A 12,992-nucleotide genomic window follows, 5' to 3' on the forward strand; every position below is an offset into this window, starting at 1 on the left:
CCGGGCACACTTGGGTTCCCGCCTCCGCGGGAACGACGTGGTTTTTCCTATGAAGCGGGCTTATTCAAGCGCCCGAAATTATTCCGGACACCAGTGCGCCTGCGCGGGAACGACGGGCTAACGACGGGGCTTTCAGATGCCGGCTGCATAAGCGAACCTGAAAGCCGAATGACCGCTGGCAGATGACACCATATGCTTCCTATAATGATGACGTCTTTACACGCCATCACATGGAGTCGACTTGTCCTTCCTGATTGTCCTGGCCGCACTGGCCTTCCTCATGTTCGCCGCCTACCGCGGCTATAGCGTCATCCTGTTCGCCCCGGTCGCCGCCCTGGGCGCCGTGCTGCTCACCGACCCGGCGCAGGTCGCCCCGGTCTTTTCCGGCATCTTCATGGAAAAGATGGTCGGTTTCGTCAAGCTGTACTTCCCGGTGTTCATGCTCGGCGCGGTGTTCGGCAAGGTGATTGAGCTGTCGGGCTTTTCCGAGTCCATCGTGGCGGCGGCGATCCGCTATATCGGCGCGGCGCGCGCCAATGCCGTCATCGTCGCCGTGTGCGCCTTGCTCACCTATGGCGGCGTGTCGCTGTTCGTGGTGGTGTTCGCGGTGTATCCGTTCGCGGCCGAACTCTATCGCCAAAGCGACATCCCCAAGCGCCTATTGCCCGGGGCGATCGCGCTGGGCGCCTTCTCTTTCACGATGGATGCCTTGCCCGGCACGCCGCAGATCCAGAACATCATCCCGACCACCTTCTTCCAGACCACCTCGTGGGCCGCGCCGGTGCTGGGCACCGTGGGCGCGCTGTTCATCCTGGCGGTCGGGCTGACTTACCTGGAATGGCGTCGCCGCACCGCCGCCGCCAAAGGGGAGGGCTATGGCACCTCGCTGGTGAACGAACCGGAACGCGTGGACACGGGCGCCGGCGGCTTGCCGCATCCGCTGCTGGCGGTGGCGCCGCTGCTGCTGGTGGGCGTGGCCAACTTCGTCTTCACCCGCATGATTCCAATCTGGTATGGCGGCGACAGCCACACGGTGCCGCCCGAGATCCTGCCGGGCATCGCGACGCCGGTAACGACGACGATCAAGACCGTGACCGCGATCTGGGCCGTGCAGGCGGCGCTGCTGCTGGGGATCCTGTTCGTGATCGCGACCGCCTTCGGACGGGTGGCCAAGCGCTTTGCCGACGGCAGCAAGGCGGCGGTGGGCGGCGCACTGCTGGCGGCCATGAACACGGCCTCCGAGTACGGCTTTGGCGGCGTGATCGCGGCGCTGCCGGGCTTCCTGGTGGTGAGCGATGCGCTGCGCAGCATCCCGAATCCGCTGGTGAACGCGGCGGTTTCGGTCAGCTCGCTGGCCGGCATCACCGGCTCGGCCTCGGGCGGCATGAGCATCGCGCTGGCGGCGATGTCCGATGTCTTCATCCGCGGCGCCGAGAATGCGGGGATCCCGCTCGAGGTGATGCACCGGGTGGTGGCGATGGCCAGCGGCGGCATGGACACCTTGCCGCACAATGGCGCCGTGATCACCTTGCTGGCCGTCACCGGCCTGACCCACCGCGAAGCCTACCGCGACATCTTCGCCGTCACCCTGATCAAGACGGCGGCGGTATTTGTTGTCATCGGCGTCTACTACACCCTCGGTCTGGTGTGACAATCCGTGGTTTTTTTGCACTCGCTCCGGCAAAATCAGCAAGGCTCGTGCGTCGTATTGACCCAAAAAAGAGCCGCACGACTACAATGACTTTCGCAATGGTTTCCGTGCAGCACTATTAATCCAGGATGGAACATGAAATCGGTACAACAAGAAGTCGACGAACGCAGCAACCTGACCGGCACCAATAAATTCGAATTGCTGTTGTTCCGCCTGGGCGGTGACGAGCAGGGCAACCACAACGAGCTGTTCGGCATTAACGTCTTCAAGATCCGCGAAATCGTGGCCATGCCCGAGATCACCGCGGTGGCCGGCGCCCCGCGCCATGTGCTGGGCGTGGTCAACCTGCGCGGCCAGATCATCCAGGTGCTGGACCTGCCGGGCATCACCGGCGTCAAGCCCAAGTCGGGCCTGAACATCATGCTGGTGACCGAGTTCGCGCGCACCACCCAGGCCTTCGCCGTCGAGAGCGTGGAAGAGATCGTGCGCCTGGACTGGAGCCAGGTGATGACCGCCGAGCACAGTGCCGGCAGCGGCATGGTGACCAGCATCGCGCGCCTGCCAGAGCAGGACGGCCAGCCGGCACGCCTGGCCCAGGTGCTGGACGTCGAGACCATCCTGCGCAACCTGAACCCGACCCAGGAGCGCGAGAACATGGAGCAGGCGGTGGGCGCCAAGATCTCGATCAAGCCGGGTTCCGTGATCCTGGCGGCCGACGACTCGGTGGTGGCGCGCGCGTTGATCGAGCAGGGCCTGGACGCGATGGGCCTGCCCTACATCATGACCAAGAGCGGCAAGGAAGCCTGGGACCAGCTGGGCACGATCGCCGCCGCGGCCGAAGCCGAAGGCCGCACCGTGTACGACCGCGTGGCCATGGTGCTGACCGACCTCGAGATGCCCGAGATGGACGGCTTCACGCTCACCCGCAACATCAAGTCGAGCAACCGCTTCGGCAACCTGCCGGTCGTGATTCACTCTTCGCTGTCGGGCAGCACCAACGAAGAACACGTCAAGAACGTGCGCGCCGACGCCTACGTCGCCAAGTTCTCGGCCGAAGACCTGTCGCGCACCCTGCGCAAGGTGCTGGGCGGCTGAGCCGGCACCCAGGGGATCATTGCCGCAATGATATGATGCGGCCGTGATCCCCGACCTTTCCCAATTACTGATCCTCGACAGCCTTTTGCGCGAGGGCAGCCTCACCCGCACCGCCGAACTGCTCGGCATGACCCAGCCCACCGTCAGCCGCGCGCTGGCGAAACTGCGGCGCCACTTCGGCGACCCGCTCTTGGTGCGCTCGGGCCAGCGCATGCAGCCCACCGCGCGCGCCCTTGAGCTGGCCGGCCCGGTGGCGGCCGTGCTGGACGCGGCGCGCCAGCTCGAAGGCGGCCCGGCCGCATTCGATCCGCTGACTGCTACCCGTTCCTTCGGCCTGTATATGGTCGACGGCGCAGTGGTGAACATCCTGCCGCAACTGCTCGATGGCCTGGCGAAGCTGGAAAACGGCGCCGCCGGGCTGCAGCTGCGCAGCGTGCACATCGATCCGGGCTCGCTCGAGGCCCAGCTCGAACGCGGCCACATCGACCTGGCCATCGGCCGCTTTCCTCACCTGCTCAACAACATCCGCCAGCGCAAGCTGTGGGACGACGAATACGCCTGCGTGATGCGGCGCGACCATCCCTGGGCCGGGCAACTCGACCGCGCGGCCTGGCTGACCCACCGCCACGTGCTGATCGAGATGGAGCATACGAGCCACCACAACGTGGCCGTGACCCGCAAGCTCGAAACGCTGCTGGAACCCACGCGCATCCTGTGCCACGTGCCGAGTTTCACCTCGGCCGCTCACATCGCGCTGCATACGGATGCCATCGCCACCATCCCGCTGCGCCTGGCGCGACCGTTGGCGCGCGACCTCGGCCTGGTACTGGCGCCCATGCCGGTCGAGCTGCCGCCGCTGCAGCTGGCGCTGTACTGGCATGAGCGCAGCCATCGCGACCCGGCCAACCGCTGGCTGCGCGAGTTCGTGCTCACGACACTCACCAATACACTGGGCGCCGAACACGGCTATGCAGAATCTGCATAATCCCCATGCCGCTTATGGCATGGCCTAAATAACTTAGAGCAACTATGCTTCGGCTATTCAGTATTTTTGCCGAGGCACACCATGCTTCAATCTTCTCCCGCGCCAGGCCGGTTGTCGACCCGCCTGGCGCTTGTTTCTGCAATGCTCGTTCTCAGTGGTTGCGTGTCGATGGGCGCGCAGCCGCAGTTGGCCCGCCTGAACCAGGACGCGGCTGCAAATTCATCGCGCGCTATTGGGTCGTTGGCGACCGAGACCGCCGCCTGGCCGGCCCAGGATTGGTGGCGCGCCTATGGCGATCCCCAGCTCGACCGGCTGGTGGAGACCGCAAGCGATGCCAGCCCGACGATCGCCGGCGCACTCGCGCGGGTGCGCCAGGCGGCGGCCCTCGAAGGCCTGGCCGCAGCGAGCCTGGGGCCGCAGGCCAATGCGTCGGTCCGTTCCGCGCGCCAGCGCTACAGCGAAAACGGCAGCGTGCCCAAGCCGCTGGCCGGCAGCTGGCAGTGGGTCAACGACGCCAGCGTCAACCTCAATTATGAACTCGATTTCTGGGGCAAGAACGCAGCGGGCGTGACCGCCGCCGCCGGCCGCGTCAATGCGCGCCAGGCCGAAGCCCAGGCCGCACGCCTGGCCGTGTCGACCGCTGTGGTGCAGGCCTACCTGCGACTGGACCATCTTTACGCCCAGCGCGACCTGGCCGAGCGCGAGCTGCGCCAGAGAAGCAGCATCCTCGACCTGGTGCAGCAGCGCGTATCCGCCCAGCTCGACAGCAAGGCGGAGCTGAAGCAGGCCGAGATCGGCGTGCCGGCCGCGCGTGGCCAGATCGCTGCGCTGGACGAGGCGCTTGCGCTGACCCGCGGCCAGATTGCCGCCCTGGGCGGGCAGGGACAGGACGCGGCCGAGGCGATCGCCCGCCCGCAACTGCGCCTGGACCGTCCGGCGGCGGCGCCGGCCGACGTGCCGGCCGCGCTGCTGGGCCGCCGGCCCGAACTCGTCGCGCTGCGCTGGCAGGTCGAAGCGGCCAGCGGAGAGATCGACGTCGCCAGGGCGCAGTTCTATCCGACCGTGAACCTGAGCGTGTCGGGCGGCCTGGGCAGCCTGGGTTTCGACCGCCTGTTGCAGGGCGGCAGCCGCAGCTTCGCGGCCGGCCCGCTGGTGACCCTGCCGCTGCTCGACGGCGGCCGGCTGCGCAGCAATCTCGCGGCGCGCAACGCCGAATTCGACGTCGCGGTCGAGAACTACAACGGCGCCGTGATCGAGGCCCTGCGCGACGTGACGGCGCAACTGACGTCGCTGCGCTGGCTGGGTGAACGGGTGCGCGAGCAGGACCAGGCATTGGGCGCCGCCGAGCAGGCCTATGACCTGGCCGAACAGCGCTACCGCGCGGGGCTGGGCAACTTCGTGCAGGTGCTGATCGCCGAGACCCAGGTCGTGGCCCAGCGCCGCGCCCAGGCCGACCTGGACGCCCGCGCCTACGAGCTGGACGTGAACCTGGTGCGCGCCCTGGGTGGCGGCTATCAGGCCGCGGCTCCCGCCCTGGTCGCACATTGAAGAATCGAGAGAACGCCATGGACACCAAGAATACGAACACCGCTCCCCAGGGCCGCCGCAAGATCGCGATCGGCCTGACCGTCTCCGTGCTGGCCGCCGCCGCCGGCATCGCCTGGTCCTCGCCCGAGGTGCTGGGCATCGGCTGGAACAGCCAGCACACCGAAGACGCCTACGTCGAGGGCAACCTGGTGCAGGTGACGCCGCAGGTCGGCGGCACCGTGACCCGCATCGCGGCCGACAACACCGATTTCGTGCGGCCCGGCGAGGTGCTGGTGCAGCTGAATGAAGTCGATGCGCGCCTGGCCCAGGACCGCGCCGAGGCCGCGCTGGCCAAGTCGGCGCGCCAGGTGCGGGCGCAATTCGCCGGCGTCGAGCAGTTGCGCGCGACGGTCGCCCAGCGGGAGGCGGATCTCGGCAAGGCCACCAGCGACCTGGAACGCCGGCGCAAGCTGGCCGACACCGGCGCGGTCTCGGGCGAGGACATTCGCCACGCCCGAGACGCCGTGGCCGCTGCACGCGCCGCCTTGATGGCCGCGCGCCAGCAGGTCGGCTCGGCGCTGGCCATGGTCGATGGCACCACGGTCGAAAACCATCCTGACGTGCTGGCCGCGATCGCCCAGCTGCGCGACGCCTCGCTGGGCCTGGCGCGCACCACGCTGGCGGCGCCGGTGGGCGGCATCGTCGCCCGCCGCAACGTCCAGATCGGCCAGCGCGTGGCGCAGGGCACGCCCCTGATGGCGATCGTGCCGCTGGACCAGATGTGGGTCACCGCCAACCTGAAGGAAACCCAGCTCAAGGACGTGCGCATCGGCCAGCCGGTGGCGGTGACCGCCGACGTGTACGGCAAGGATGTCGTCTTCCATGGCCGCGTGGTCGGCCAGGAAGCCGGCACCGGCAGCGCCTTCGCCGCCATCCCGGCGCAGAACGCGACCGGCAACTGGATCAAGGTAGTGCAGCGGGTGCCGGTGCGCATCGCGCTCGACCCGGCCGACCTGGCGCGCCATCCGCTGCGCCTGGGCCTGTCGATGAAGGTGGCGATCGACACCCGCGCCAAGCAGGGCCCGAGCCTGATGCAGGCCGGCGCCGTGCGCCAGCAGTACAAGACCGTCGTGTTCGAGACCGAGTCGCATGGCGCCGAGGAGGCGATCCGGCGCGCGCTCGGCCACCCGGGCGCGGTGGCGTCGCGTTGATGGAAAGGGCAGGCGATGAACGCCCCCACTAGTGTAGCCATTCCGCGTCCGGCCTTGCTGGCCGCGATCTTCGTCTTCAATTTTATCGAGTTCCTCTCGACCGGGATGACGGTGTTCGCGGCCCCGGCCATCATGGGCCATGTCGGCGCCTCGCCCGAGGAATACGCGACCGTCTCGGCGCTGTACGCGGCGGTAGCGGTGCTGTCGATCTCGCAGCTGACGGTGCTGGTGCAGCGCCTCGGCTGGCGCAACTACCTGCTCGGCGGCGTGGTGTTCTACATGACCGGCGCCTGGCTGTGCGCGGGCAGCGGCAGCGTTGCCGCCTTTGCCGGCGGCCGGCTGTTGATGGCCATGGGCGGCGGCGTATTCATGACGGCCTCGCGCATGATGGTGAACCTGATTCCGCCGTCGCCCCAGCGCCTGCAGGGCATCGCGGCCTTCGGCGGCGCGCTGTCGCTCGGCCTGGCGCTCGGCCCACTGGCCGCGGCGAAGTTCGTCGGGCACGAAGCCTGGGGCGGCATGTTCCTGTTGCTGGCGGCGCTGGCCGCGATCGGCGCCGGCATCGCGGCGCGCTGGCTGCCGCTCGGCGCCGACACGCTGGACGGCACCCCGACGCGCCTCCACGTGCCGGATGCGATCCTGCTCGGCGGCGGCGCCGCGATCACGCTGTTTGCTCTACAGCACCTGACTTACGACTGGCACGGCGGCGAGCGCGCCGGGCTGCTCGGCCACCTGGCGCTGGGCCTGGCCTTGCTGCTGGCCTTCGGCCTGCTCAAGGCGCGCCGCCGCGAACCCTTCCTGCACCTGAATATCCTGGCCAGTGCGCGCTACCGCCTGGGCCTGGTCATCTTCGCGGTCTGCTACGCGGTGCTCGGGATGGTCAATACCCTGTTGCCGCAGGCGGTACAGAAGGGCCTGGGTATGGGACTCGAACAGGCCGGCGTCCTGCAGGGCGTGGGCCTGCTGTCGACGTTCGTCGTGTTCACGGTGATGCTGCAGCTGGTCAAGCGCAATCCGCACCCGACCCGGTTCTTCGTGACCGGCTTCCTGATGCTGGCAGCGCTGGGCTGGCGCTTCGCGACCCTCGATCCGCGCGCCAATGCCTGGGACACGGTGATGCTGTGGCTTGGCCTGTTCGGCGGCTTCCTGACGCTGGGCATGGCCACCGCCGCGATCCACTCGTTCAAGGATCTGCAGGCGGACAATGTGGTGTTCGCGCATGCCCAGCAATTGAAGAACATGCTGGGCCAGGTGGGGCTGGCGCTGGGTGTGGGCGTGACCAATGTGGGGCTGCAGGAACGCACCGCGCTGCATTCGACAAGGTTGGCCGAGAAGGCGACGGCGCTTCTAGATGGCGGCGCCGAGATGGCGCGCCAGGCCGGCCTGCTGGCGGGGCAAGACCTGTTCTGGGTCGTGATGTGGGTGGGCCTGGTGGGCGCCGTGCTGCTGGCCATGCAGCGCAGGTTCGATTGATTCTCAATCGTGCGCCTGGGGGTAAAACGATCGTTTTACACTGAGTGCATGGATACGTACCCAGCACTCCTCGAGACCGCCGAACGCCTGTTCTACGAGCACGGCTATATGGCAAGCAGTATGGACACCCTGGCCCGCACGGCCAGGATGTCGAGCCGCACACTGTATAAGCACGCCGGCAGCAAGGCCGCGCTTGCGGTCGATGTTCTTGCTGTGCGCGACCGTCGCTTCTTCGAACAGGTCGATGGCCTCGACGTGCGGTCCCTGTTCGCCGCGCTGGCCGGCTGGATCGGCCGCGAAGGCGCGCGCGGCTGCCTGTTCCTGCGCATCCTTGGCGAGACTGGCGGCGCCGAACCGGCGATCGTCGCGGCGGTGTTGGCCCACAAGGCCAGGCTGCGCCGGCACGTGGCGCGCATCGTCGAGGCCGACCTTGGGCGCGCAGACGACGTGCTGGCCGGGCGCATCGTGCTGCTGTTCGAGGGCGCGGTGGCGGCCAGTGCCTGGCAGGGGGCGGCCGCGATCGAGGCGGCCCGCGGAGCGGCGCTGGACGTGGTTGCAGCGGCGCGCGCGGCATGAACCGGACCGTCATGCTCGGCGCCACCGGTTTCGGCCTGATCGCGGTCTGCTACGGTTTCGCGCGCTTCGCCTTCGGCCTGTTCCTGCCGTCGATCGCCGACGATTTCGCGCTCTCGTCCACGCTGGCCGGGATCGTCTCGGCCGGCTCCTTCCTCGGCTTTTGCCTGGCGATCGTGCTGGCGGCATGGCTGACCGAGCGGATCGGTCCGCGCTGCGTGGCCGTCGCCGCGGGAGCGGCCGGCGCCATCGGCATGATCGGGATCGCCTGCAGTGCGTCGCCAGCCTGGCTCGCCGTCTTCGTCATCCTGGCCGGCTCGAGCACCGGGCTCGCTTCGCCGGCGCTGGCGGCCGCCGTGACCTCGATCGTGCCTTCGGACCGCCAGGACGCGACCAATACCTTCATCAATGCCGGCACCAGCGCCGGCGTCGCGCTGTCCGGCCCCGTCGCGGCGCTGATGGGTGCGCAATGGCGGCTGGCCTATGCCGGCTTTGCCGGCGCGGCCATCCTGATGGCCTGGGCCACGCTGAAGGTGCTGGCCGGCGCGGCCGCGCAGCCGGCCGGGCGTGCGCCCTTGCTGCCGACGCTGACTCCCGAGCTGAAGCGCCTGGCCGCTGCCGCGGGCCTGAGCGGGGCCGCGAGCACGGTGATCTGGAGCTTCGGCGCCGACCTGCTGGCGGCCAATCTGGACTGGAGCGGCCGCCAGGTCGGCATGTTATGGACCGTCATGGGGTGTGCGGGCGTGGTGGGGGCCATGGCTGGATCCCTGATCGCCCGCTTCGGGATGCGCACCGTGCACCTGGTATTCCACGTCGCATTGGGGTTGGCCGTCGTCGCCGTCGGGCTGGACGGCGCGCCGCCGTGGCTGGTGTTCACGGGGGGAGGCCTGTTCGGCGCCGCCTACCTGATGCTGACCGGTGTCTATCTGGTGTGGGGCATCGCGGCGCTCCCCGAGCGGCCGGCGACCGGCGTGACCGTGGCCTTTCTCGCGCTCGCGGTGGGCCAGACCCTGGGCGCGATGGCGTTCGGCTTCGTCATCGAGCGTGTATCGGCGAACGTCGCGGTGGCGTCGTTCGCGGCGCTGGCCCTCGTCGCCGGCGGGATGCGCCGCCGCGCCGACTGAGCAAAAAAAAGCGCCGGCCTGTCGGGGCCGGCGCTGGGCGGCACTTGCGTGCTGTCGGATCAGTCTTCCTGGAACGCCTCTTCGCGTTTCTTGCGCAGCGACGGCAGCAGCACGACGATCATCGCCGCCGCGGCCAGGCCCAGCATCACGCCCGAGATCGGACGCTCGATGAACACCATCGGATCGGCGCGCGACAGCAGCAGGGCGCGGCGCAGGTACTCTTCCATCATCGGTCCGATGATGAAGCCGAGCAGCATCGGGGCCGGTTCCAGTTCCAGCTTGGCGCACAGGTAGCCCAAGAGGCCGAAGATCGCCATCAGGTAGACGTCGAAGGTGCTGTTGTTCAGGCTGAACACGCCGATTGCGCAGAACAGCAGGATCGCTGGATACAGCAGCTGGTAAGGCACCATGATCATGCGCACCCAGATGCCGATCATCGGCAGGTTCAGCACCACCAGGAACAGGTTACCGATCCACATCGAGACGATCAGGCCCCAGAACAGGCCAGGCTGCTCGGTCATCACGGCCGGACCTGGCTGGATGCCCTGGATGATCATCGCGCCGATCATCAGCGCCATCACCGGGTTCGACGGAATGCCCAGGGTCAGCATCGGAATGAACGAGGTCTGGGCGCCCGCATTGTTCGCCGCTTCAGGCGCCGCAACGCCTTCGATTGCACCCTTGCCGAACTGCGCCGCGTTCTTGGAGACTTTCTTTTCGAGCGAGTACGAGGCAAACGAGGCCAGCATGGCGCCGCCGCCCGGCAGGATGCCCAGGATCGAGCCGAGGCCGGTGCCGCGGATGACTGGCCAGAAGATACGCTTGAAATCGTCCTTGTTGAGCATCAGGCCCTGGACCTTCTTCATCACCAGGTTGCGGCTTTCGTCGTGCTCCAGGTTGCGGATGATTTCGCCGATACCGAACATGCCCATCGCCACGATCACGAAGTTGATGCCATCGGCCAGCTCGGGCAAGTCGAAGGTGTAGCGCGCCGAACCCGAGTTGACGTCGGTGCCAACTACGCCCAGCAACAGGCCCAGTAGCACCATGCCGATCGCCTTGAGCAGCGAACCGCTGGCCAGGACCACCGAAGCGACCAGGCCGAGCACCATCAGCGAGAAGTACTCGGCCGGGCCGAATTCGAGCGCCATATCGGCCAGCGGCGGCGCCGCCACGGCCAGCAGCACGGTGGCGATGGTGCCGGCAAAGAACGAGCCGATGGCGGCGGTGGCCAGGGCCTTGCCGGCCTGGCCGTTGCGCGCCATCTGGTAGCCGTCAAGGGCAGTCACCACCGAAGACGATTCACCCGGCAGGTTGACCAGGATAGCGGTGGTGGAGCCGCCATATTGTGCGCCGTAGTAGATACCGGCCAGCATGATGAGGGCCGATTCCGGCGGCAGGCCGAAGGTGGCCGGCAGCAGCATGGCGATGGTGGCGACCGGGCCCAAGCCCGGCAGCACGCCGACGGCGGTGCCGACGAACACGCCCACCAGGCAGTAGAACAGGTTCTGGAGCGTGAAGGCCGTTTCCAGGCCGAGTGCGAGATTGCTGAAGAGTTCCATTTTTAATTATGCTCCACCGAACCAGGGACCGAACATGGGCATCGGCAAGCCAAGCAGCTTGACGAACAGGCCCACCGCAAACAGCGCCGCGCCGATCGCGAGTGCGATCGCCTTGGCCAGGTTGAATTTCTGGCCGGCGTAGGAGCTGATCATGATCAGCACCAGGGTTGCGGGAATCAGGCCGGCGTCGCGCACCAGGAAGCCGAACAGCAGCACGGCGACCAGCACCAGGGCCAGCTCGCGCCAGTACAGGCGGCCGATCGGTTCGCCTTCGCGGAAGAACGAGCGGATCAGCGACGCAGCGCCGACCAGCGACAGCAGGCCGCCGAGCACGGACGGGAAGTAGGCCGGACCCATGCGGCCGGCCGTGCCCATTTCATAGTCCTGGCCGATGACTATGGCGGAGAGGCCGAATAAGAGAAAGACGATGCCACTCCAAAAATCCTTTGGGTGGCGTATGAATGCTGGCACGTGGTGGTCCCCTTTTTTGTGGTGCAAATGCGGTGTTACAGATGCAGTGGTTCGAAATGTGTTTCAGCTACGGTGCGGCAGGTACGACGGGTACAACGGGTACAACGGGTACGACAGGTACGACAGGTACGACAGGTATGACAGATGCAACGACACGCACCGTCCCGGCAGGGCCGGGACGGTGCGTAATATCAGATGCTCATGCTCAGTCGGCGAAAGCGCCGGCTTTCTTGATGATAGGACCCCACAGGTCGATCTGCTGCTTGAGGTGGGTGCGCAGGGCTTCCGGCGTCGCCTGGTTGGTCGGCACCGGCTCGGTGCCCAGGTCGTTGAAGCGCTTGACCACGTTCGGATCGCGCAGCGAGGCGCGCAGGGCGTTGGCCAGCGCGTCCACGACCGGCTTCGGCGTGCCCTTCGGCGCGTACAGGCCGTGCCAGACGCCCACTTCGAAGCCAGGCAGCGCGCCCGAGGCCAGGGTCGGCAGGTTCGGCAGCGACGGCACGACGGTCTTGGTGGTCACGCCATAGGCCTTGATCTTGCCGCTCTTGATCTGACTGGTGGTATTGGTGGTCTGGTCGCACATGAAGTCCACCTGGCCACCCAGCAGGTCGTTCATCGCCGGACCGGTGCCTTTGTAGGGCACGGTGGTCAGCTCGACGCCCATCGCGGTCTGCAGCAGCATGCCGCACAGGTGCGAAGCCGAACCCAGGCCGGCGTGGGCGTAGGTGACCTTGTCCTTGTTGGCCTTGACGTAGGTGATCAGCTCTTTCATGTCCTTGGCCGGGAAGTTGCCGCGGGCGACCACGGTCATCGGCACGTCGGTGATCAGGCCGATCGGCTCGAAGCTGTCGATCGCGTTGTACGGCAGCTTGCGGTACAGGGCAGGGGCGGTCGACTGGCCGATGTGGTGCAGGAACAGGGTGTAGCCGTCGGGCGAAGCCTTGGCCGCGCGCGCCGCACCGATCGTGCCGCCGGCGCCGCCGACGTTCTCGATGATGATCTGCTGCTTGAGGGTGGTGCCCATCGACTGCGCCACGAGGCGCGCGACCGTATCGGTCGGGCCGCCGGCCGCGAACGGCACGATCATGGTGATGGTCTTGGTGGGGTAGTTCTGGGCCTGGGCCAGGCCGCTGCCGAAGGCAGCCAGGCACGCGACAGCGCACAGCATCTTGAGCTTCATGTTTGTCGTCCTCGTCAATCTCGTTCTTGGTATGGGGTCGGCGGCCCGCACCTTTCTGGTGCATCGCTGCGCTCTAGCGTTGTCTTACGCAGCTAGGGTTGTACCAGTAAACATATTGATATGCAACTACGTGGAAATAC

The 12,992-nt window shown here is 67.3% G+C and carries 11 protein-coding genes; 8 read left to right on the forward strand and 3 right to left on the reverse strand.

The window, feature by feature from the left end; all coding sequences use genetic code 11:
* Positions 1 to 241 precede the first annotated feature (241 nt).
* The 8 genes from SOM61_RS10970 (at position 242) to SOM61_RS11005 (ending at position 9,639) form a co-directional block, all read left to right on the forward strand.
* Entirely contained in the window at positions 242 to 1,651 is a 1,410-nt protein-coding gene (locus tag SOM61_RS10970) for a GntP family permease (protein ID WP_320474127.1), read from the forward strand.
* A gap of 135 nt (positions 1,652 to 1,786) precedes the next feature.
* A complete protein-coding gene (locus SOM61_RS10975; protein ID WP_123070530.1) occupies positions 1,787 to 2,746 on the forward strand; it encodes a chemotaxis protein in 960 nt (319 codons plus the stop codon).
* A gap of 43 nt (positions 2,747 to 2,789) precedes the next feature.
* A complete protein-coding gene (locus SOM61_RS10980) occupies positions 2,790 to 3,731 on the forward strand; it encodes a LysR family transcriptional regulator (RefSeq protein WP_320474128.1) in 942 nt (313 codons plus the stop codon).
* Between the two features lie 81 nt (positions 3,732 to 3,812).
* Positions 3,813 to 5,279 (forward strand): efflux transporter outer membrane subunit, encoded by a 1,467-nt coding sequence (locus tag SOM61_RS10985; protein ID WP_320474129.1) that lies wholly within the window; start codon positions 3,813 to 3,815, stop codon positions 5,277 to 5,279.
* Positions 5,280 to 5,296: 17 nt separating this feature from the next.
* On the forward strand, positions 5,297 to 6,469 hold the full coding sequence (locus tag SOM61_RS10990; RefSeq protein ID WP_320474130.1) for an HlyD family secretion protein: 1,173 nt from the start codon (positions 5,297 to 5,299) through the stop codon (positions 6,467 to 6,469).
* A gap of 15 nt (positions 6,470 to 6,484) precedes the next feature.
* A complete protein-coding gene (locus SOM61_RS10995) occupies positions 6,485 to 7,942 on the forward strand; it encodes an MFS transporter (RefSeq protein WP_320474131.1) in 1,458 nt (485 codons plus the stop codon).
* 48 nt (positions 7,943 to 7,990) lie between these two features.
* Positions 7,991 to 8,518 (forward strand): TetR/AcrR family transcriptional regulator, encoded by a 528-nt coding sequence (locus SOM61_RS11000; protein WP_320474132.1) that lies wholly within the window; start codon positions 7,991 to 7,993, stop codon positions 8,516 to 8,518.
* Positions 8,515 to 9,639, forward strand: coding sequence for an MFS transporter (locus tag SOM61_RS11005; RefSeq protein WP_320474133.1), 1,125 nt, complete (start codon positions 8,515 to 8,517; stop codon positions 9,637 to 9,639). Before SOM61_RS11000 ends, SOM61_RS11005 begins: the two co-directional genes overlap by 4 nt.
* A 59-nt stretch (positions 9,640 to 9,698) precedes the next feature.
* Here SOM61_RS11005 and SOM61_RS11010 read toward each other — a convergent pair whose 3' ends face one another.
* The 3 genes from SOM61_RS11010 to SOM61_RS11020 all read right to left on the reverse strand — a co-directional run bounded on the left by SOM61_RS11010 (position 9,699) and on the right by SOM61_RS11020 (position 12,852).
* Positions 9,699 to 11,201 carry a tripartite tricarboxylate transporter permease gene (locus SOM61_RS11010; RefSeq protein WP_147935506.1) on the reverse strand — a complete coding sequence of 501 codons (1,503 nt, stop codon included), beginning with the start codon at positions 11,199 to 11,201 and terminating at the stop codon, positions 9,699 to 9,701.
* 6 nt (positions 11,202 to 11,207) lie between these two features.
* Positions 11,208 to 11,672, reverse strand: a complete 465-nt coding sequence (locus tag SOM61_RS11015) for a tripartite tricarboxylate transporter TctB family protein (RefSeq protein WP_123071110.1) — start codon at positions 11,670 to 11,672, stop codon at positions 11,208 to 11,210.
* Between the two features lie 205 nt (positions 11,673 to 11,877).
* A complete protein-coding gene (locus tag SOM61_RS11020; RefSeq protein WP_147935505.1) occupies positions 11,878 to 12,852 on the reverse strand; it encodes a tripartite tricarboxylate transporter substrate binding protein BugD in 975 nt (324 codons plus the stop codon).
* Positions 12,853 to 12,992: the final 140 nt, after the last annotated feature.

Origin of the sequence: Massilia sp. CFBP9012, assembly GCF_034045115.1 — a bacterium.
Lineage (GTDB): Bacteria > Pseudomonadota > Gammaproteobacteria > Burkholderiales > Burkholderiaceae_D > Telluria.